The 21,731-nt window shown below is 46.2% G+C and carries 19 protein-coding genes and 1 tRNA gene; 9 read left to right on the top strand and 11 right to left on the bottom strand.

All coding sequences use genetic code 11. The features are described 5' to 3' along the window. The first annotated feature begins 50 nt into the window (after positions 1 to 50). Entirely contained in the window at positions 51 to 809 is a 759-nt protein-coding gene (locus LG211_RS13790; protein ID WP_269477803.1) for a glycerophosphodiester phosphodiesterase family protein, read from the top strand. Positions 810 to 848: 39 nt separating this feature from the next. On the opposite strand, the gene cysK is transcribed toward LG211_RS13790, so the two are convergent. From cysK to LG211_RS13770, 4 genes are all read right to left on the bottom strand, one after another. Further along, positions 849 to 1,769, bottom strand: coding sequence for a cysteine synthase A (gene cysK, locus LG211_RS13785; RefSeq protein WP_148397568.1), 921 nt, complete (start codon positions 1,767 to 1,769; stop codon positions 849 to 851). After that, positions 1,766 to 3,061, bottom strand: a complete 1,296-nt coding sequence (locus tag LG211_RS13780) for an O-acetylhomoserine aminocarboxypropyltransferase/cysteine synthase family protein (RefSeq protein ID WP_148397567.1) — start codon at positions 3,059 to 3,061, stop codon at positions 1,766 to 1,768. Before LG211_RS13780 ends, cysK begins: the two co-directional genes overlap by 4 nt. Before the next feature lie 120 nt (positions 3,062 to 3,181). Continuing rightward, entirely contained in the window at positions 3,182 to 3,619 is a 438-nt protein-coding gene (locus LG211_RS13775) for an RrF2 family transcriptional regulator (RefSeq protein WP_148397566.1), read from the bottom strand. A 452-nt stretch (positions 3,620 to 4,071) separates the two neighbouring features. Beyond that, entirely contained in the window at positions 4,072 to 5,244 is a 1,173-nt protein-coding gene (locus LG211_RS13770) for a cation diffusion facilitator family transporter (protein WP_253020976.1), read from the bottom strand. Between the two features lie 190 nt (positions 5,245 to 5,434). Between LG211_RS13770 and LG211_RS13765 the strand changes: the two genes are divergently transcribed. Next, entirely contained in the window at positions 5,435 to 6,883 is a 1,449-nt protein-coding gene (locus LG211_RS13765) for a basic amino acid/polyamine antiporter (protein ID WP_269477802.1), read from the top strand. 7 nt (positions 6,884 to 6,890) lie between these two features. Here LG211_RS13765 and LG211_RS13760 read toward each other — a convergent pair whose 3' ends face one another. Further along, positions 6,891 to 7,163 carry a TIGR03905 family TSCPD domain-containing protein gene (locus LG211_RS13760; protein WP_148397563.1) on the bottom strand — a complete coding sequence of 91 codons (273 nt, stop codon included), beginning with the start codon at positions 7,161 to 7,163 and terminating at the stop codon, positions 6,891 to 6,893. Between the two features lie 124 nt (positions 7,164 to 7,287). Between LG211_RS13760 and LG211_RS13755 the strand changes: the two genes are divergently transcribed. After that, positions 7,288 to 8,274 (top strand): DUF3048 domain-containing protein, encoded by a 987-nt coding sequence (locus LG211_RS13755; protein WP_269477801.1) that lies wholly within the window; start codon positions 7,288 to 7,290, stop codon positions 8,272 to 8,274. Positions 8,275 to 8,276: 2 nt separating this feature from the next. Further along, complete coding sequence (locus LG211_RS13750) at positions 8,277 to 9,047, top strand: YlmH family RNA-binding protein (RefSeq protein WP_148397561.1); 771 nt, start codon at positions 8,277 to 8,279, stop codon at positions 9,045 to 9,047. Between the two features lie 297 nt (positions 9,048 to 9,344). Here the strand turns inward: LG211_RS13750 and LG211_RS13745 are convergent, their stop codons facing one another. Both LG211_RS13745 and LG211_RS13740 read right to left on the bottom strand, forming a co-directional pair. Further along, complete coding sequence (locus LG211_RS13745) at positions 9,345 to 10,712, bottom strand: penicillin-binding transpeptidase domain-containing protein (protein ID WP_148397560.1); 1,368 nt, start codon at positions 10,710 to 10,712, stop codon at positions 9,345 to 9,347. Then, on the bottom strand, positions 10,709 to 12,421 hold the full coding sequence (locus LG211_RS13740; RefSeq protein WP_148397559.1) for an FtsW/RodA/SpoVE family cell cycle protein: 1,713 nt from the start codon (positions 12,419 to 12,421) through the stop codon (positions 10,709 to 10,711). The genes LG211_RS13745 and LG211_RS13740 overlap by 4 nt, the downstream gene beginning before the upstream one ends. 211 nt (positions 12,422 to 12,632) lie before the next feature. Here LG211_RS13740 and LG211_RS13735 point away from each other — a divergent pair, with 211 nt between their 5' ends. From LG211_RS13735 to LG211_RS13715, 5 genes are all read left to right on the top strand, one after another. After that, positions 12,633 to 13,514, top strand: coding sequence for a 2-oxo acid dehydrogenase subunit E2 (locus LG211_RS13735; protein WP_269477800.1), 882 nt, complete (start codon positions 12,633 to 12,635; stop codon positions 13,512 to 13,514). Then, positions 13,504 to 15,231 carry an AMP-binding protein gene (locus LG211_RS13730; protein WP_269477799.1) on the top strand — a complete coding sequence of 576 codons (1,728 nt, stop codon included), beginning with the start codon at positions 13,504 to 13,506 and terminating at the stop codon, positions 15,229 to 15,231. The genes LG211_RS13735 and LG211_RS13730 overlap by 11 nt, the downstream gene beginning before the upstream one ends. Positions 15,232 to 15,861: 630 nt before the next feature. Further along, the gene (locus tag LG211_RS13725; protein WP_148397555.1) at positions 15,862 to 16,221 is read left to right on the top strand and encodes a DUF134 domain-containing protein; all 360 of its coding nucleotides are present in this window, start codon (positions 15,862 to 15,864) and stop codon (positions 16,219 to 16,221) included. Then, complete coding sequence (locus LG211_RS13720) at positions 16,193 to 16,552, top strand: NifB/NifX family molybdenum-iron cluster-binding protein (RefSeq protein ID WP_148397554.1); 360 nt, start codon at positions 16,193 to 16,195, stop codon at positions 16,550 to 16,552. Before LG211_RS13725 ends, LG211_RS13720 begins: the two co-directional genes overlap by 29 nt. A gap of 1,061 nt (positions 16,553 to 17,613) precedes the next feature. Beyond that, positions 17,614 to 17,689 (top strand) — tRNA-Lys (locus LG211_RS13715). Positions 17,690 to 17,777: 88 nt separating this feature from the next. On the opposite strand, the gene LG211_RS13710 is transcribed toward LG211_RS13715, so the two are convergent. The 4 genes from LG211_RS13710 to LG211_RS13695 form a co-directional block, all read right to left on the bottom strand. Beyond that, entirely contained in the window at positions 17,778 to 19,001 is a 1,224-nt protein-coding gene (locus LG211_RS13710; RefSeq protein WP_269477798.1) for a tyrosine-type recombinase/integrase, read from the bottom strand. A 147-nt stretch (positions 19,002 to 19,148) separates the two neighbouring features. Next, positions 19,149 to 20,435 (bottom strand): DUF5067 domain-containing protein, encoded by a 1,287-nt coding sequence (locus tag LG211_RS13705; protein ID WP_269477797.1) that lies wholly within the window; start codon positions 20,433 to 20,435, stop codon positions 19,149 to 19,151. Between the two features lie 47 nt (positions 20,436 to 20,482). Then, positions 20,483 to 20,950 (bottom strand): ImmA/IrrE family metallo-endopeptidase, encoded by a 468-nt coding sequence (locus LG211_RS13700; RefSeq protein ID WP_269477796.1) that lies wholly within the window; start codon positions 20,948 to 20,950, stop codon positions 20,483 to 20,485. A gap of 69 nt (positions 20,951 to 21,019) precedes the next feature. Continuing rightward, positions 21,020 to 21,646, bottom strand: a complete 627-nt coding sequence (locus tag LG211_RS13695; RefSeq protein ID WP_269477795.1) for a helix-turn-helix domain-containing protein — start codon at positions 21,644 to 21,646, stop codon at positions 21,020 to 21,022. Positions 21,647 to 21,731 lie beyond the last annotated feature (85 nt).

Here is a 21,731-nt window from a genome sequence, read left to right as displayed (position 1 = left end):
TTCAATTTTTCGGAGCAGACTTTTATCATCAATAATAGAAAGGACGAACCATGTCAGATACCATATATGCAGCCCACAGAGGCTACAGCAGCATTGCGCCGGAGAATTCCATCCCAGCCTTTGAAGAGGCCGTCAAGCATGGATTCGGCGCTGTTGAGTGCGATGTTTGGCAGGCAAGGGAGGACGGCGGCGGGCCGCAGCTTATGATCATGCATGATGAAAACCTGTCCCGCATGTGCGGCGTCAATGTGCGCATCACGAAACTGACCAAAAGCGAGCTGGCCGAATACCCCATTATTCGGGGCAAGAATATCGGTAAATATGGCGGCTCCCTGCCAATCCCCACCTTTGAAGACTATTTGCAGATTTTAGAAACAACAGAAGCGATCCCGATTGTTGAAATCAAAAGCAGGGAGCCGGAGAATGAAGAAAATGCTATCTCAGAGGAAACAGCAAGGCATTTAACCAGCCTCCTTTACAACAAACTGCCGGGTCGCCTCGCAGTGCTGCAAAGCTTCAATCTTCATTCCTTGTATCGGCTGAAACCTTTTATCCGTAAAAATACCCAGCTGCTTTATTTAGTCAAAAAGCCGGCGCTGATTAAAAGTGAACGGCTCCTGGAATACAAAAAAGCGGGGATCGCAGGGATCTCCGCCAAGTATACAATTTTATCTTCAACATCTATCAGCCGTATTCATAAATGCGGCTGCAAGCTGGCTGTGTGGACCGTGGACAGCAGAGCGCTGGCACGGAAACTGGCGGCTGCAGACCATGTTGAATATGTGATTTCCAATAAAATTTACAAATAGAGAAAAAAACATGGAGGCTTTAAGGATCGCGTCTGCTGTTTATTTGAATAAATCCGTAGTCAGGTAACGTTCACCAGTATCGGGAAGGAGAACGACAATGTTCTTGTCTTTTTCACGTTTTGCCAGCTGAACCGCAGCGTAGAGGGCGGCGCCGGACGAAATGCCGACCAGGACTCCTTCTGTCTTAGCCAGCGTTCTGGCTGCTTCGAAAGCCTCTTCGTTGTCTACCGTAAGGACTTCATCGTAGAGCTGGGTATCCAGTACTTCGGGAACGAATCCGGCGCCGATCCCTTGAATCTTGTGGGGACCGGCAATACCTTTGGATAGAACCGGAGAGGCGGATGGTTCGACGGCGGCCAGCTTAATCTTTGGATTCTTCGCCTTCAAATAGCGGCCTGTGCCAGTGATGGTACCCCCGGTTCCGATTCCGGCGACAAAGATATCGACCTGTCCATCCGTATCCTGCCAAATCTCCGGACCAGTGGTCGCTTCGTGGGCTGCAGGGTTGTACTGGTTGGCAAACTGACTAGGTATAAAACTGTTTTCCGTATTGGCAGCCAGTTCTTCCGCTTTGGCGATAGCGCCTTTCATTCCCTGGGCGCCGTCCGTCAGCACAAGTTCAGCTCCGTAAGCCTTGAGCAGCTTGCGCCTTTCCATGCTCATGGTTTCCGGCATGGTGAGAATGATTTGATAACCCTTTGCCGCCGCTGCTGCAGCCAGCCCGATTCCAGTATTGCCGCTGGTAGGTTCAATGATCACGGAGCCTTCTTTCAACAGACCGGACTCTTCCGCCTGCTCGATCATATTTTTTGCGATTCGATCCTTGACGCTTCCGGCGGGATTAAAATATTCCAGCTTCGCTAAAAGGGGTGTGCTGAGACTCTGTGCCCGGCTGAATCGGGATATTTCCAAAAGCGGCGTGCCGCCAATTAAATCTGTCATTTTCTTATAAATCTTCATAATGCTTCTACTCCTTTAAATGCCTGCGAGAGGTCTTCAATAATATCGTCAATATGCTCAGTGCCGATGGACAAGCGGATGGTTGCAGGCCCGATGCCCTGCTCCTTCATTTCTTGTTCATTGAGCTGAGAATGGGTTGTGCTGGCCGGGTGGATGACCAGTGATTTAACATCGGCTACATTAGCCAACAGCGAAAAAATTTTCAAATGATCAATAAAGGCATGGGCTTCTTTTTGCCCACCCTTAATATCGAAGGTAAAGATGGAGGCTCCCCCGCCCGAAAAATACCGCTCATAAAGATCATGATGCGGGTGATCCGCAAGGGAAGGGTGCTGGACAGCTGCAACCAATGAATGTTTACTGAGGAATTCCACCACTTTCAACGTATTGAAAACATGGCGCTCAACTCTGAGGGAAAGGGTTTCCAAGCCCTGTAAAAACAAAAATGCGTGGAGCGGCGCCAGAGTTGCGCCCATATCCCGCAAAAGGACTGCGCGTATGCGGGTGACAAAAGCCGCCGGCCCGGCCGCTTTTGTGAAGCTGACACCGTGATAGCAGGCAGTAGGCTGGGTAAGCTGCGGGAATTTACCGCTGGCTTCCCAGTCAAATTTGCCGCTGTCTACGATTACACCGCCCAGGGCTGTGCCGTGGCCGCCGATGAACTTGGTAGCCGAGTGAACGACGATATCGGCGCCCAGTTCAAAGGGCCTCAGCAAAAATGGTGTGGCAAAGGTATTGTCTACAACAAGAGGAATTCCATGATCATGGGCAACTTTAGCTACTTTTTCAATATCGATCAAGGTCGCGTTGGGATTGCCGATGGTTTCAATGAAAATAGCTTTCGTATTTTTCCGCAGCGCATTCTGAAAAGCGCCGTCCTCGTCCGGATCGACAAAGGTGGTGGAAATACCCATTTCAGGCAAGGTATGTTCTAAAAGATTATAGGTGCCGCCGTAAATGGTCTTGGCTGCGACGATGTGATCCCCTGCATGTGCAAGATTCTGGAATGTATAAGTGATGGCGGCAGCCCCGGAAGCCACTGCCAGAGCGGCACAGCCGCCTTCAAGGGCGGCGATCCTTTTTTCAAAGACATCCTGTGTGGAATTGGTCAGCCGGCCGTAGATATTGCCGGACTCAGCAAGGCTGAATCTGGCTGCGGCCTGAGCCGAATCCTTGAAAACATAGGATGTAGTCTGATAAATGGGGACTGCCCGCGAATCGGTGGCCGAATCGGCTTCCTCCTGTCCTACGTGCACCTGCAATGTCTCAAATCTGTAAGTTGTTTCTGCCATGATATGCTCCTCCTAATACCTCAAATCTTAATTCATATAATTCCTATAGAAATAGTATGAATTGATAGTAATATAAATTCCCTGCTTTGTCAACAGGGAATCTTAAACCAAATAGAAAAATTAGATGCAGAAATCGTTATTGCCTGCGGTCCTTTGATTTTCGCAGAGGTCGGCCAAGGTGACACTGTCCACATAATCGTTGATGGCGTTATAAAGGCCGGTCCAGAATGGAAGGGTTCCGCAGCTGCTGCAGCGGGGGCAGTCATTTTCTGGAGTTTCCAGGCAGACTACCGGGGCCAGAGCTCCCTCTGTCGTTCGCAGAATGTCGCCTACTGTGTAAGAATCCGGCGCTTTGGCAAGCTTATAGCCGCCTTGGGGGCCGCGAACACTTTTGATATAGCCGTTCTTATTAAATAAGGATACGATTTGCTCCAGATATTTCAGCGAGATATCCTGCCTTGCAGAAATTTCCCGCAGAGAAACATATTCATCTCCGCCGTAGATCGCCAGGTCCAGCATGAAACGCAGCGCATAGCGGCCTTTGGTTGAAATTTTCATAAGCACATTCCTTTCTTTGCGATATTTTATCCTTCGGCAACGCAGTAGCAGCCAGACAGAATTTATGCTGCAAAACCTAGCGAGTTCTGCGAGCGTGTGATTTTCATCGTATACGATATTCTCCATTGAGCACGGCATTGCCGCAAAGTTGAATATCGTAAAATTCTTTTCGTGGCGAAAAAATTATACTATTCTGACCAGATTAATACGGAGCTGCCGAGAGGTGCAGAATAAGTGAAACTTGCTCGACCTGGCTCGCAAGTTATAACATAACGAGCCGATGGCTGAAGGGGGGAGCCTTAAAAAATCCCATTTTCTGATACCCCCAGCGTGCTGCCTTTCCATCGCTAGCCTGCGGATGGTCAGAACTGCGTTAGATATTAATGTCTGGACAAAATAAAGAAAATATTGCCGCAATTCAACAGTTGCTGCATAGCGAATTAGATAGCCAATCAAGTTTCCGTATAAGCCTTATCAAAGGTAATGACCACGAAATAGGTGGGATTAATTTGCTTGAGCATTGCATCCACCAGCCGGCTTATTTCATCCTCGGACATTTTACAGGACGGTGTCAATACCGCATCAAAGATGATATTGGTATGCGTCTTGCCGGGAACGATGCGTAGATCGTGAATGCTGTGGACTCCCTCAAGGGGCTTAATTGTCTGAATAATCTCTTTATAGAGCTGGCTGATCAGAGGGTTATCCAGTTCTACCGGATCCATATGAGCAGTAAACTCGATGTGAAGGCCCTCCTTGATGTATCGTTCAATGTTGTCGATCATATCGTGGCTTTCCATTAGATCGCCCTTGGCGTCCACCTCAATGTGAATGGATGCGAAGATTTTGCCGGGACCATAGTTGTGCACCACCAGATCATGGATGCCGATAACCCCTTCATGGGAAAGAACGCCTTCTTCAATGGCCCGTACCAGATCCGCATCCGGCGCTTCTCCCAGAAGCGGGCTGGAAGTCTCGCGAATCAGCTGAATCCCGGACCAAACGATGAACAAGGCAACTAAACAGCCCATATAACCATCCAGCTGTATATGAAAGATTTTTCCGATGAAAATGCTGACCAGAACAGCGGAAGTGGAGATCACGTCATTGCGGCTGTCGGCGCCTGTGGCCATGAGGGCAACGGAATTGATTTTTTTACCGATCCCCATATTAAAAAGGGCCTGCCAAATCTTAATAACAATGGCAATGACTAGAATAATTACCGTAGTATAGCTGAAGGAAAGCGGGTCAGGCTGCAGAACTTTGCGAAAGGATGAGCTCAGCAGCTGCAGGCCCAGAACGATGATCAGCACTGAAATAAAAAGGCCAGTCAGATATTCGATTCGGGCATGGCCGTAGGGATGGTCTTTATCTTCAGGCGCTGCCGCCAGCTTGAAACCGATCAGTGTAATAATAGAGGAAGAAGCATCCGCCAAATTGTTGATTCCGTCCGCCACAATGGCGATGCTGCCTGCCACCAGACCGACGATGATCTTCATCGTACACAAAACCGCATTAGAGATAATGCCTACGATTCCGGCAAATTTACCGTAGCGCTCCCGGACTTTGGGATCGCCGGTATTCTTATAGTCTTTTACAAATATTTTTGCTAAAAAAGTTCCCATATCTATACTCCGTTCAAATAACAATATGACCTATTATACCATATCTTTCTACAACTATGTACAAACGGATGGCAGGAAATTATATGACCGGTTGCTATGCCCATCGACGGGAGTGAAAGGGGGAGAAATACAATTTTCAGGCAAAACAACTCGTCCGCCGGCATATGTTCCCAAAGAGAGGTGGATCTTTATGAAACAGGACTTAAATCATGGGCAGCAGTTAAGCTGCTTTAAATTAACCGGCGTTGCAGTGGGCAGTACGATTGCCAGCGGAGCCTTCAGCTTGTCGGGGGATATGGCGGCTGCCGGAGCAGGGACAGCGGCGATTCTATGCGGATGGCTTTTATGCGGCTTGGGAATGCTGGGACTGGTCGTTTGCTTTTACCACCTGAGCCGCGTCAAGCCGGGGCTGACGGGCGGTATTTACAGCTATGCCAGAGCCGGGTTTGGGGATTATGCAGGTTTCAATTCGGCCTGGGGCTATTGGATCAGCAATTTTCTGGGCAACGTGTCCTTTGCAACTTTAATGTTTGCGGCGCTGGGCCATTTTTTTCCTGTATTCGGAGCAGGAAACAATTTGGCGTCTGTCGTGGGAGCATCGGCGGTCACGTGGCTGTCAGTACTTTTGGTGCTCCGGGGAATGAAAGCGGCTGCCCTCATCAATCTGCTGGTCACCTTTGCCAAGCTCATCCCGATTTTTCTATTTATCTTGGCAGTGATTTTTCTAAAAGCCTTTGATCCGCAGATCTTTTTTTTCAACTTTATGGGAGAGGATACCGGATTGCCATTCAGCAGACAAGTGATGGCTACGACATATACAACGGCATGGGCTTTCATCGGCGTTGAAGGAGCCGTTGTTATTTCCGGACGAGCGAGGACTTCACAGGATGCGGGCAGAGCGACAGTAATATCTTATCTGTGTGTGCTGATGATTTATATCCTGATTTCTGTTCTCAGTATGGGTGTGATGACCAGAGGACAGCTGGCCCAGCTGGGCAATCCGCCGCTGGCGGACGTAATGCGGCAGGTAGTCGGGCCCTGGGGCGGTAATCTGATCAATGCCGGCGTTGTCCTTTCCTTGTTGGGAGCCACACTGGGGCATACGATTATTTCTGCGGAATGTGCCTACGAAGCTGCGTCAAAAGGTTCATTCTGCAAGTTCTTTGCTATGGAAGGAAAATCGGGAGCACCTATCGCCGCGCTGTTAATAACCGGAGCACTGGTTCAATTGTTTCTGGTGATCGTATATAAGAGTGCATCCACTTATCAAATTTTCTATACAATTTCTACGACCATGATGGTCATTCCATATCTTTTGACGGCTCTCTATTACTGGCAGCTGGCCGCTCATAGACCGGAAAGTTTAGAGCATGCGGGGATACACCCTGCAAGGGGCCGGCTTGCTGCTGTAATTGGAATTTTATATGGAGTTTGGCTGATTTATTCGGGCGGTTTGACGGCACTGTTGGTGTCTGCACTCCTATATGCGCCGGGAACCTTGATTTATATGAAGGGGAAAGGTGAGCAGCATCTTCCTCCTTTTTACCGGATGAGGGATAAGGTTCTGCTGACTCTGATTCTATCGATCTTTACAATTTCGCTTGCACTGAGGGGACAAGGGGGTCTCGATCCATTTTAAAGGGAGCCTATTTGGCTCCCTCCTTATCTTTATTCTCTTCCAGTGCTTTTCTCAAAGCTGTAGCCAGCTGATCGGTACAGGATGTGGATTTCATGCCGCAGCTAATTCCAGAAAGCTTTTTCGTGACTTCTTCCACCGGCATGCCTTCTACTAATGTTGAAATTGCCTTTAGATTGCCGTTGCAGCCGCCGCTGAACTTTACATTTTTGACAATATCGCCGTCCAATTCAAAGTCCAGCTTGGTGGAACAGACTCCTCGTGGGATGTAGGAATACTTCATAACAATTTGTCCTTTCTTAATTGCTTTTTACTGTTATAATATATAATATAGCAAAAAAGAACGGAAAGGGAAAGATAAAATGCGTTCAGACAAAAATAAAAGAAAAATTAAGAAAAAAAGCAGCATGAAAATGATGTTGATTGTGCTGGTTGTACTGGTAATTGGTGGGGCAACCGCCGTATTTGCTCTCTTTGGAGGGCTTTCCAGCGATTGGCCGGATATCAAATCACCAAAGACAAACCCGCTGACCGGTGAGCTGGTAATCGAACTGCCATCGAGACCGTTCATCCTTTCAACTGACAATGATTCCGGTCTGGCAAGACCACAGTCGGGGATCTCCAAGGCCGATATTGTTTATGAATTTCCAGTGGAGGGAGGTTCCAGCCGTTTGGAGCCGATTTACTACAGCAAGGTACCTGACAAAATCGGACCATCCCGCAGCGCAAGGCCGTATTTTATCGATATGGCCAGAGAGTATAAAGCGGTTTTCGTCCACCACGGATGGAGCCCGCAGGCCAAAAAATATTTAGAGTCCGGTGTGATTCCCTACATCAGCGCGTTCAGTTATAACCGTATTTTCTATCGTTCAACGGATCGCAGCGCGCCCCATAATTCTTATACCACGGGGAAAGACGTCTGGAAGACCATTAAAAAAGAAGGATGGGATCAGCAGCAGGAGCCGAGGAGCTTTCCATTTTTGGGAGACGGCCAGACCCAGCAGGGAGCATCTGCCGTCGATATTGATATTGATTATCGGGTAAATAAGAATAACTATAAGTATGATAAAAAAACTGGCCTCTATAAAAAATACGTCGGCGGAAGCGAGTATATGGACAAAGAGACCGGAAAGCAGATCACCACGAGAAACATTCTGGTGCAAAAAGTGAAATCCAAAGTTCTGGATGAAAAGGGGCGCTTGAAAATCAATATGACCGCAGGGGGAGATGCCCTGCTTTTTACCAACGGAGTTGCAGTAGAAGGCAGCTGGTCTAGAAAAGATCTCGATTCCCCTACTGTTTTTACGGATAAAGAAGGGAAGGAACTGAAGCTGAACGTGGGCGTTACCTGGATTCAGGTGGTGGATGACACGGTGAAGGTGGAATACAAATAGCGATGAACGAAAGCAAAGAAGATAAAATGCTCTTGGCTGGGGCAGAAGACAAATATCAGCAGTGCAGCCGCCAGTATATGGTGACCAGCACTGGTTTTCTGGATTTACGACAAAGAACGCTGGTGGAAGGACGCCTTCGGGAGCTGAGCAAAGCTTCAAGCGATGTGAGCTGGGCGTTTTTCGGCGGGTATGAAGATGCGGAGCGAACCATCGCCATGTTTCTGCCTGACTATGCGAGCCTTGAAGAGAACCATCCCCTAGCGGTCATCCGTGCGGAGGCTCCGTCCGGGGGAAGGAAGCTGACCCATCGGGATTATCTGGGATCGCTCACCGGATTGGGGATCAAAAGGGAGATGATCGGTGATATTCTTACCAATGAAACAGGGGCGGACATCCTTATTTTAGAAGAAATAAGGGACTTCCTGCTGTTTCATTATGAGAAAGCAGGAAGAACCAGCCTGAAGCTGGAGTCCGTCCCTCTGTCGGAGCTGCGGATACCTGAGCAGAAAACAAGTATGCAAAAAGATACGGTTGCCTCTTTGAGACTGGACAACGTGATCGCATCGGCTTTTTCCCTTTCCAGAGCAAAGGCGGCGGAAGCGATTCGCTCGGGATTGGTCTTTGTCAATAGTATGCAGGCGGAAAAGACAGATTTCCAGGTTAAAGAAGGAGATAAGCTGGTACTCCGGGGGAAGGGCAAGGCCTTCTTGCGTGAAGTCGGACAGCGAACGAGAAAGGATCGAATTTTTATTGTGACTGAACGGTATTTGTAGGCCATAGAAAATGGGCTGCCTGCTGACCAATGATTTAATTCATGTAGCTGTGCGGTGCCTGGGATTATACTAAATTTTTTATTTTAATGAATCTAGTGAATTATTGCAACGTTTTCAAGGTTCAAATTGTGTCAAAATCCTTGAACCTTTATATATCTCGAAATTTCAGGCTTGCAAGCCCACAATATTTACACCACTTTCGGCCCAAACACCCCATTTTCATTATGGTAAACCAAAAAACACAGCAGTCACACGAAGTGTGACTGCTGTGTTCGCGCTTCCGGCTTTCTTGTCCGGTTAATATTTTTCGACGACTTCCTGCAGCACTTTATTGGCAATACTGCCGGAAACCTGACTGCCGAAACCGCCGTTTTCAACCAATACGATAAAGGCATATGGATGTTCTTCATCCCTGAGGAAACCGGTAAACCAAGCGTTGGGCCGTTTATTCTTCCCAACTTCCGCTGTGCCGGATTTTGCGCAGATATTCAGGCCCGGAAAGTTCTCCGTACCATAATTATCTTCCACGTTGTTACGCATCATGTTTTGAAGGATTGATGCAGTGTTTTCTTCAATCATACGCTTAGTCCAGGACTTCCAGGGCAGGCTTGCAGGAATTCCGGTGCTGAATTTTACATTGCGAATAATTTTCGGCTGTACAGCCCGCCCGCCGCCGGCGATGGCTCCCATATAGGTCATCATCGTACAAGGGTTTACTAGATCTTCATGCTGCCCGATACCGGCCCAAGCCAGCTCAACTCCACCGCTCTGTGGAAACTCAAACTTTCCCCTTGCAGTAGAGATTCCGTTGATATCTCTGCTGATGGTCAGACCGGTCTTCTCTGTATATTCCTTCATCTTTTCTGCGCCCACCTTTTCGGCCAGCTTTCCGAAATAGCAGTTGCAGGATACGGCCAAAGCCTTTTCCAGATTAACCTTTCCGTGAGGTTCCTGGCAGGTAACTCGGTCCGAACCGCCATAAGACTGTCTGCCGGTGCAAGTGTATTCCCAGGTCGCATAATCGGATAAATTTTCGATGGAAGCCGCCGCTGTCACCAGCTTGAATATGGAGCCGGGAGTGAAGGTAGCGGAAAAGAAACGGTTCATGTAAATACCAGATTTATCATCCTCGCTTACCTTAGGCGGGTCCGTTGGATCGTAATTAGGCGAACTGACCAGACAGATGATTTCTCCGGTCTTATAGTTATAAACTCCGACTGTACCTTTTCGTCCGGCAAGCGCTTGATTGGCCGTAGTGCAGATTTCGGAATCAATAGTGAGGTTCACATTTCTGCCTTTTCCCAGCATGGAGTAAGTCCCCGTAAGAAAATTATAACCCGAAAGCTTATTGGCAAAGACTTTATTAGCGCCGGTAGCGATCATGCCGCTTTTATCGCCAGTTAAATGGACGTTCGCTTTCCGAATGGAAGAGGTATCGCTGAATTGCATCTTTCCGCCCGCATTGGTCATAAGCAGTTTGCCGTTTCGATCGTAAAGGGAGCCGGTTTTCAGCTTTCCTTTATCGTTGTAAATCTGCTTGTTGGCTGTATAAGTCGCCCAGTCGCCTCCGTCTTTCACATAGCGAAAACAAAAGACGCCGAGGCCGATTACCAGGACTCCGGCAAGGAGCAGGCACATGATCGCACGTTTTTCAATCTTTTTCATGATGCTAGGCCCCCTTCCTTTTTATCATCCAGCCGGACGGCAAAGCTGGCGTTCTGCCTGGTGTCGGCTGCCTTGAGGAAGGCCAAAAGCCCCCAGGAGACGATCATACTGGTCCCTCCGCTGGAAACGAAGGGGAAGGTTACTCCGGTAAAAGGCAGCAGGTCCAGCGCACCGAACACGTTGAGTATCGTTTGAAAAATAAACAGCGAGGTGGCGGCACAAGCGGCAATGCTGTAATAAGCGGAGCGGCCTGCGATGATGGAACGGACCGCAAAGACGCCCAGCGTTACAATACATAGAACAGCTAAAATAGCTATAATCAGACCCCACTCCTCAGCAAGCAGGGAAAAAACAAGGTCAGTATCTGAAGCCGCTGTAGTATGGAACCAGCCTTTTCCGGCACCAACGCCGGGAAGGCCGCCGCTGGCCGCCGCCGACATGGCCCTGGTCTGCTGGTATCCGGTTCCCATAGGATCGTCCCAGACATGCCCCCAAGTGGCGAATCGCTGCCTCACATGGGGCTTCAACGTCAGCACCAGCATACCAGCCAGTGCTACAGCACCGACGATGAGGATCAGCTTGGAAAAATCGCCGCTTCGCAGAAAGGCGATGACCAGGAAGGTGACAAAGAAAATGGCAGCGCCGCCAAAGTCACTCATTAAAGCCAAGCAGCCCATACAAAAGCCGGAAAAAATCATGAAGATGGTCAGGTTTCCTTTTTCATACAACTCATCTAAAGTAGCGGCTCCGGCAATAATAAAGGATATTTTAACCAATTCTGCCGGTTGAATAGACATTCCTCCGATTTCAATCCAGTTCTTTGCTCCATAATGAGTTGTTCCAAAAAGTAATGTTGCCAGCAGCAGAACAACGCCCACTCCCAGAATCAACATCCGAACTTCCTTGGACCTGTTCAAATCCCGCAAAAACCAGCACAACAGAAAGAATAAGACTACCCCTAAGATGATGCAGATCAACTGTTTCATCGTGTTGCCGGTGTGTACAGCTGTTGCAGCCAAACTGAGCGTGGACAAGAAAAAGGCAATGGTTTCCATTTCAAATGCGATCCGCCGCAGAGAGCGCATGAAAAGAAAATAAACCCACATAATCGCACATAGACCGAAGATGGATGTTGGAATGGATGGAGGGCAGTCATCTCCATATGCGACTTTAAACTGAACTACTGTCAAAACCTGAAAGACCGTCAGCGCAATCAGCGATGTCCACGGAGATACGGGCCGGCTTTTCCGCTTTCTTTTTTGAATGTTTTGCTGCTTTTCCTGCAAGCTTACAGGAATCAAAGAAAAATTAGCGCCGCCCAGAGTAAGTACATCGCCGGGACGCAAAGGCATAGTCTTTTTTACCTTCACCCCATTTATGTAAGAACCGTTTTTCGAATGCAAGTCATTGTATCGCCAAGTTCCCCGGGCATCCCGAACCAGGGTTCCGTGATTACGGGATATACTGTTCAGGTTGACTACAATATCGGCGCTGGAAGCTCGCCCGATAACGTTTTCCCAATGCTTGAGCGGGGTAGAAGAACCGTCGGGGCCTCCTATATAGGCCCATATCTCTGAAGGGTTTTTTGCCTGAAGCAAAGATTTAATTGATTTGACCAGTATAAATATAGCAAGAAGCACAAAGACCCACCTTACGGCCGCTGTGTAATATGGCCCCATGACGGTCATTATGTTCTGGAATGTATCCATGCCTTGTCCTCCTTTTTCTAACTTAAATGCAGAGAACATTATATCACAACCGGGTCTTTTTTCGGACCCCTTTAATAAACTTTTAAGAATCAACATGATGGCTGCTCATGCTGAAAAAGTTGAAAAAAAGCGAAAAAATGAATATAATATATCATTAAGTTAGATTATGTTATAAATTGTATACAATACTCGGCGACCGAGGAGGAAGTGTATGACAAAGAAAACGAAAGAAAGAGGGGACAGGCGGGACGGAACCAGAGTCCGCAATGTGGATGGGGTCCATGCGATTATGCCGCATTTGATGCCCAATCGGTGTGATGCGGAAGTGTATATACAAGAGCAGATCGATGTCACCAATTTGATGCGGTATCTGCAGGAAAAAAATGGGCCAGGTGCCGAATATAAAACTACAATTTTTCATACGATCGTTATGGCGGTTGCTAAAACCATATATAAAAGACCGCTGCTGAACCGCTTTATTGCTGGCAAACGATTTTTCGATCGTAATGAGATTACAATTTCATTTGTAGTGAAGCGACAGTTTCAGGATGGAGCCGAAGAAGCGCTGATGACGCTGCGGGTTGAGGACGATATGACACTGGAAGATGTGAGCAGAAAAATCATTGGAGATTCTGCCAAGCTTAGGCAAGAGGCTGGTACAAATGATATTGACCAAGTGCTGGGCAAACTGGCTAAGCTGCCCAGATTTGTTATGAGAATCATGATGGCTGCTTTTCGGTTTTTGGATTTTCATGATAAGATGCCGGCATTTATCTGTGATGGGGACCCCAACTATTCAACGGCTATGCTGACCAACCTGGGCAGCATTGGATGCAGCTGTGTCTATCATCATTTGAACAATTATGGAACTAACTCTCTGCTCATTGCCGTAGGAACCGTGCATCAAGCACAGATCATTGGGGATGATGGAGAAGCGGAGATCCGAGATGTGGTTGATCTTGGCGTTACTTTGGATGAAAGAATTGCAGACGGCTTTTATTTTGCCAGATCCGTAAAATTGCTGGAGGAAATCCTATCCCAACCGGAAATTCTGGAAAAACCAGTAAAGGAGGAAGTGGATTATGAATGCTAAAGAACCAAAGGCTCCGTGGCTGTCGTCATACCGTAATGTGCCTGAAACACTGGATTACCCCGATCTTTCGATGATCGATCTGATAGAAAAGAATGCAGAAGAACACCAGGATGTAACTGCATACGAATTCATGGGAAAGAAAGTGACCTATCGCCAGTTTTTGTCAGAAGTCAATCAGTGCGCAAGAGCATTGTGTGCTTTGGGCATTCATGAAAACGACCGGGTTACGATTTGTATGCCCAACACTCCGCAAGCGGTCACGATGTTTTATGCGATCAACCGCATGGGAGCGCTGGCCAATATGGTCCATCCGCTGTCGGCTGAGGGAGAAATCGAGTTTTATCTCAACCACTCTCACAGCACAGCTATTCTTGTTCTGGACGCTTTTTATTCAAAGGTTGAACAGGTACGCGGCCGGACGCCGGAGTTGAAGCATGTTATTGTAGCCTCCATTGCCACCGAGCTTTCAGGTATTACAAAACTTGGATTCAAGCTGACGAAAGGAAGAAAGATCAAGAAGATCCCGAGCCGTGAGGATGTTATCACCTATACGAGCTTTATGCGGAAGGGGGAATCTTTTTCCGGAAACTTCCGGACCGTGCGCAAGGGTTCTGCTGAAGCTGCAATTTTATACAGCGGCGGCACTACGGGAAAAACAAAGGGAATCATCTTAACCAACTTGAACTTTAACGCTCTGGCTATGCAGACCGGTGCTGCGGGAGACTGTATTATAACCGGGCATAAAATGCTGGCGATCATGCCCATGTTTCACGGGTTCGGTCTGGGCGTCTGTATCCACACCATGCTGATTCACGGCTGCAGCTGCGCCTTGGTTCCCCAATTCAGCGTTGAAACATATGCTAAGCTGCTCAAATCCGTCCAGCCCAACTACATTGCCGGCGTGCCGACTCTTTTCGAGGCGCTGTTGCGCAATAAACGGATGAAAGACGTGGACTTGTCCTGCCTGGAAGGCGTCTTTTCCGGCGGCGATTCTCTATCCGTCGAGTTAAAGAAGAAGGTGGACCGCTTTCTCCGGGAGCATGATGCTCCCGTACAGATCCGGGAGGGGTACGGGACGACCGAATGCGTTACTGCCAGCTGTCTGACGCCCAAGGACTTTTACAAAGAGGGAAGTATAGGGATTCCTTTCCCCGATACTTATTATAAAATTGTCAAGGCCAGCACTAAAATGGAAATCCCTTATGGAGATGAGGGTGAAATTTGTATCAGCGGCCCCACAGTTATGAAAGAATATCTGGAAGATCCGGAAGAAACAGAATCCACGCTCCAGCGTCACGAGGACGGGAGGATTTGGCTTCATACCGGAGACCTGGGAACTATGGATGAAGAAGGCTTTGTTTATTACAAACAGCGGCTGAAACGGATGATTATTTCCTCTGGATACTCCATCTACCCGTCTCAGTTGGAAAATATCATTGACGCTAACCAATATGTGCTCATGTGTACCGTAATCGGCGTGCCCGATCCATATAAAGTGCAAAAGGTTAAGGCATTTATCGTCTTGAAGCGGGGTGTCAAGCCGACGCCGGAAGTCCAAAAGGATATTGAAGAGCATTGTGCGAAAAACATTGCCAAATACGCCATGCCCTATGAATTTGAATATCGGGATAAGCTGCCTCAGACACTGGTGGGAAAGGTAGCTTATACGGTTTTAGAAAAGGAAGAGCTCGCAAAGCTGAACAAACTGGAATCATAGGATTTTGAACAATTGGTACGGTGTTGATTGCTGAGGGGAGCCGACTCCTGCTTACAGCCGGGAGGACTGGCAAACTTCTGCTAGTGGGTGAGGTGGCAGGGCTCCAGGATACTTCTGCGGAATGGGGAGGGGCCAGGCCCGGGAAAATTGTTACTGACCGGTGAGGTGGCGTGGCGGATCTTGGAAAACTCCTGCAAAGCTTTGCCTTTTTTACGCAAAGTTGTGGGGCTGCGGGGCATCATTTTGGAAAAAAGTAGGCCTGACTCCTGAAAAGCCTATTTAAGAGGGTTTAATCGTTGAAAAAGGGGAAAAGATTAAAATTTTTTTGATTTCTTCCGGCCATTTAACGTTTCGTGCAGGGCTACTCTTCTGCACAGCAGGATAAAAGATGCGAGCCGCAGCTCGCATCTTTTACGATTTCAGACCAGCGGGGGCGAGAAACGCGAGAATCTGAGATCTGAGAGTAACTATCAAAGTCGAAGCCTTTTGGCAAGAATTGTAATACTGAGTGCCAGACGATTTGTTTTTTGCTGTCATTTTCATGCCTCTGAAAAAAGACATCGGAATATAATTGACATAAGTCAGAAACTGGGCTATAATTGACATAAGTCAGAAACCAAGGAGATTACCATGCCGAGACCTAAAAAATGCAGAAAAATCTGCGGCCTTCCTAAACGATGCAATTTTGGACCGCTGGACGGTGATGCCGCAGATGAAAACGTTATTATGACGGTTGATGAATACGAGACGATCAGACTGATCGACCATCTGGACTACAATCAGGAGAGTTGTTCCCAACAGATGGGAGTAGCGAGAACTACAGTGCAGGCTGTGTATAATTCTGCTCGGAAAAAGTTGGCGGAGGCCTTGGTTGACGGCAAACCCTTGATCATACAGGGAGGAAATTATAGAATTTGCCCGCAGGGCAGAAATCGGTGTTGCAAAAAAGGAGGCCATCAGGATGAAAGTTGCAGTTACTTACGAAAATGAACAGGTATTTCAACATTTTGGGCAGACGTCCCAGTTTAAAATCTATGAGGTAAAGGATGGAACTGTATCCTCAAGTGAAGTTGTATCTACAGGCGGAAAAGGACATGGGAGTCTGGCGGGATTTCTCAAAGACGCAGGTGTCGATACGGTTATCTGCGGTGGTATCGGTGGAGGTGCCAAAGCTGCTTTGGCCGAGTTAGACATTCAGGTGCTGCCGGGAGTATCTGGAGCCGTGGATGAACAAGTAGAACGGCTGTTAGCCGGCAATCTGGAATATGATCCAACGATCCAGTGTTCCCATCACGGAGAGGGGCATAAGTGCCACGATTAATTCTCATCATATCCAAAGGAGCCGCGTTTGCGTTTTCGCAGCGGCTCTTTTATTTATCACGTAAAAGGAGCAGCGCTTTCTAAACATGTAATGTCGATAGGCGTATACCTTGCAAGCTACGCCGCAGCAAGATTCGCTGATTTTACCCGATGCGCCTACTTTTTGTCAATTCCTATTCGATATGGGCAAATACTATAGCAATGTCCATATTAAGATTACAAATTTTACCTCTTAAACAACGAATTTTCAGTCACGGTAAGATTCAGTATTTTTTACCTTGCGACAATGCCGTCCCGATGGTAAAAATACCACAAGGTTTTTGGCAAGACAAAAAATTTTTCAAAAAAATATCAGAAAATTCTTGCAATGTTAAAAAAGTGATGCTATAATACAAACAAGAAAAGCAAAGAAAGAGAAGGAAATCTAAGATGGAACTCTCTACTAGCTTTTGAAATAAATAAGTTGAAGTCAAAAGGCTTTAATCAAAGAAAGAGGGTGAGTCCACCAGAAATGCAAACTGAGTCAACAAAAAGATAATACCGATTGCAAAACCAAGTGACACGCCTTTCGATGCTGGCCGGGCGGCCAAAGGCAGAAAAAGGAATTTTGGTAAAGTGAAAACTTTAGGAACCGAAGTCAGAGGAAATATGAGTTGTAAGTCGCCGGAGCGGGAGCGTAGCGGTAGACAAAGATTCCGAAGTACGGAGGTGTAAAGACGGAAACTTTATGGGGAGTAAAGGTGGGAGAGGAAGTAGCGATCGGTATTATCTTACGTTTTATGAAAAATCCATACCTATGGTTTATTTTTTTGCACAAAAACAACATGTTCCGGTATACAGCAATATTTTTATGCTCTGGGCAAGGTGCCCTTTTAAAAAAGGGAAGATATCAAGTGTCATTGTAAATAGCTTATTTGCAATAAGAGCAGGCCTAGATAAAATTATTGATAATTAATAAAAAAATACTTGCAATAGAGATTTGAATATTGTATAATCAATTTTGCAAGTTTGAAAAACAGACATGCTTATAGTTGAAAAAGATTGAAATCTAAAGGATTATATGCACCATTAGCTCAGCTGGCAGAGCACCTGACTCTTAATCAGGGTGTCCAGGGTTCGAACCCCTGATGGTGTACCAACGAAACCCCGAAACCGCAAGGCTTCGGGGCATTTTTATATATCTATGAAGTTCCTGAAAATCTTCTTTTACCCCAATTCTACCCCAATTACAGATCAACGGGAAATAGCTCTTCTAACCCGTTCACATATTCACGTTTCTGCTCTTCAACTACATGTGTATAATGCAAGGCCATTTCTGGCGTTTCATGTCCGAGGAGATTTTGCAGCGCTTTTGGATCTTTGATCTGGCGCAGAGACGTTGTTGCGAATGTGTGTCGGAGTGCATGAAATTTTATCTTGCGCAAACCGTCCGTATTGGTACAGATTTTCCTTAAAGCGGTATATAAAGTTTTCGGATCGTAAAGCTGGCCGATCTCATTGCAGAATACCAGATTGTTGTCTTGATAGAGTTTTACGTTTTTTAATTTCTCATTTGACTGTTCCGCTTTATGCTTTGCAAGGGCGGCGGATGTCAGAGATATGAGCGGGATTTCCCGGTTGCCTGCATCTGTTTTAGGCATGTCCTGCACTATGATTCTTGAGCCAATCCGTTTGTGAGTATCAGGATCATAGTCATATATTCTAACGGCATCTTTATTGACGATAAGGTATGAATCATCGAAAAAGATATCTTTCCACGTCAGAGCGGCGATTTCGCCTTCTCTCATCCCTGTTGTGAGGGCCAATATAAACGCAGCTTGAAGGCGGTGCCCTTTTATTGCTTCTAAAAATATTTTTTGCTCTGGCATAGTTAATATTTGTACCTTTTGAGTTACCTCTTCTGGGAGGTCGATTCGGTTCACGCAAGATTCGTAAATTACTTCACGTTTCACTGCATCATTCATAGCATTGCGTAGTATCCCATAAACAGAAGAGATGCTCCTGGTTCCGACCTCTTTATCTTCCAGTGTATCGACCCAGTCTTGTACATTATATCGCCGCAGGTCGGTAATTTGGATACTTGCAATAGGATATGGGAGCAAGTGGTTCCGTATCAGATTTTCGTAATGGTCAAACGTCTTAGGGCTGATAGTGCCTTTCTTTTTCTTCTTTCTTGATTCCGGGTTTTTATTACGTTTGATATTCCATAGCCAGTGATCCATCCAATCACCCACAGTCATTTTTGAGGGAGAAATATATTGATTCTTTCTGGCCTTTGCGACCGCTTCATCTTTTTTAGCCAGGGCTTCATCAGCGGTCTTCCCATAAAAGGAGGGCCGGCTTTTGTTTCCGAAAATATCCACAATAGTTGCTCTGACTTCAAATGTTCCGTCCGCTCTTTGCCGGATAGTACCTTCTCCGTGATAGCGCTTTTTCCTTTTTTCTGCCATATTGTATCATTCCTTTCTTAATTTTTTGCACGAAAATACCAGGGGTTGCAATGCCCTGGCCAGACATGATACAATATGTTTGCGAGACATGTGCTGCATCATGCGGCCGTAGACATTGGCTCCGCTTTGGCGGGGCTTTTGTTTTTATTATTTTAATTTAACCTCTTGTTCTTGATAAATTCCATCAAGTAGGTTCTTGGTTGATTGATCAGTTACTTTTAAGGTGATTGGCGATTTGGAGTCTTTAAGGGTATAGAGAATCGCAACTTGAACCGTCTTCCCTTTTTGAATATCTTTGGAGAGGTTCGACTCTGCTTCGTTTTGGTTTTCAGACATCCCCATTTCACACTCAATTCCGTCATGGAAAACCTGAACGTAGAATGTGTCAAAAGCAGTACTCGCTTCACCTTTTTTATTTGTATAATCAAAATAGACCAGTACTGCCGGATTTCCTTCATAATCTTTTGCTGATTTAGCCTTGACGTAGGTCAGCGTACCTTCATCATTATCCATATTAATTTTATCTACTTTTGTTGATTTCTGCTGCTCTGTTTTGGCTGTTGTACTTGCATCTTTTGTATCATCTTTACTGTCTCCGGTTCCCGTAAAGGCAAGAACGAGAGCTCCGACTGCAATGACAACTACTACAATGATGAGCCATAACGGTTTATAAAATGGTTCGGTTGTTTTTCCGAGTTTTGTTTTTACTACACAGAATACAAGCATAAGCCCAAATATCGCAGATAATGCTCCCCAGATAGGAAGGTCGCCATATGTATCACCAGTGCCGATTGTAAAGGCTGCTCCAATAAAATAGAGCACTGCCGTGATGATAGGACCTACAATACCTCTAGTGTTTCTTGTACATACACCAACGATACCAGCGACTAAAAACATAATTGCTGTAAACAGTCCGGCGCTTCCACTTAGAGCATTATTTTCTTCCAAAGCATTGCTCAGACCAGCGGCGCATGACTGAAATGCGATAAAGATGAAGAGTATCATGGATATAATTCCAATAACAAGTCTGCCTGTCGAAAGATATCCCTTTTTCTTCCCATTATAGTCTGAATCAGGATCAGGAGTTGGTGTCGGCGTGCTAAAGGCAGAGAAATCAGAAGCAGCTCCCTGCATTGGAGTGACTGGTTCTTCCTTCGGTGGTTCCGGCTGAGCAGCAACAGCGGCTTGCTTATTGCGCTGCTGTTCTAGTGTGGCGATCCTTTGAAAAATTTTCATAACCGTCTCTTTATCTTTTGGATCGTAAGGCAAAGCCAATCGCTTTCCGTTGTAGTCAAATACGAAGGCAGGCTGTTCCCCACCACGATGGGCGATTTTTGTCATTCGCATGTAATAGAGCTCATACCCAGCATAAGAGACGGATTCGTTTGTAAAAACCAGGGGTTTTCCATTTACTTGTAGCTTGATTGTTTGCATAATCTTCCTCCTGAAAAATAAATACGATAGCTGTAATCCCTGTTCCCCTATTCATCAAATTCAATTCCTGCCTGCCGCAGGGCTTCCTCAAACTCTGCCTTTTGTCGCTCCTTGATCAGTTCGTCCCCATATTTCTCTTCATAATATTTCATTGACTCCCGTAAAAACTGCTCGTCCACGTCGAGGTAATCTGCCATTTCCCACGGCTCTTTGTAGCCAGCGGTATAAGCTTGCCTAATGTGATCAAAAGGCACGATCCTGTTATACGCCCAGCCCCGAGCAGTTCGCTCCTGCTTACGATTTCGAGGATCATTTTGATCAAGAATGTCTCCTACGGTTGTATAGTAGTGGCCCAGTTCTTCCGCAAGGACGCAGGCCTTTCTCCTGCTGGTTCCAATGCTTTTTCTAATTGCGACTTTATTTCCTTTTATGCGGCCATCGTGCCCCTGTAATGGCTTTTCTTTAACTGCTAGGCCTTGTTGATAGGCTTCATCTAAAAGTGCTTCATACTTCATCTATAACACCTCCATGTATAGTATAAAGCATGACATGTACGTTTTTTGGTGCTTCAACTAAATTTGTTACTAAAAATTTTCATCATCCATAATATCATCGTCATACTTTTTCATATCATCAGTATCTTCAATATCGGTGCGCTCATGGGCGGCGTCGAGGAGAGGTTCGGAATATGTTTTATATTTAGGCTGTTCGGCCAAGTCTGATACGTATTCATATGCCTTAACTTTTCCCTTTTCATTTAGGCATTGATAGTCCTGTATTATTTTTGTAAGACGCATATCTTCGGAATAAGAGCGGCTTAGTTGTGCCTGTCGCTCAGGGTCATTTAAGGCATCATTTTTTTCAGCTTCCTGAAATTGCAATATTTTGGAAACGTCTCCGTCGAAATAATCAATAAGGTCGGAACGAGCATTGTCTAAAATTTCAGATTCCCAGTCTTCCTTAATCTGTGCTAAAGATATAGGCTGATTTTCATCGACCGTATCGATTAAATCGTTTATTGATATGCCTAGGGCATATGAAACCTTTAGAAATGTTTCTGCGGAGGGAACAATCACCCTCCCTGTTTTTGGATTTTGATTTCGTTCTAATTGACTTATATACGATACTGATAGGCCTGTTTTCTCTGCAAATTCCCGCAGGCTAACGTTTTCTTTTTCGCGGTACTGCCTTATTAATTCACCTAAATACATGTGTCACTCCTTGATTATGAGTTGATATCTTGTATACCTTACTATACACTAAAAAATAATTACAGTCAACTATAAAAATCGTTGA

It is taken from the genome of Hominibacterium faecale, assembly GCF_020734085.1.
Lineage (GTDB): Bacteria > Bacillota > Clostridia > Peptostreptococcales > Anaerovoracaceae > Hominibacterium > Hominibacterium faecale.
Note: the sequence above shows the minus strand (reverse complement) of the source record. Positions and strands in the feature narration are given on the sequence as shown.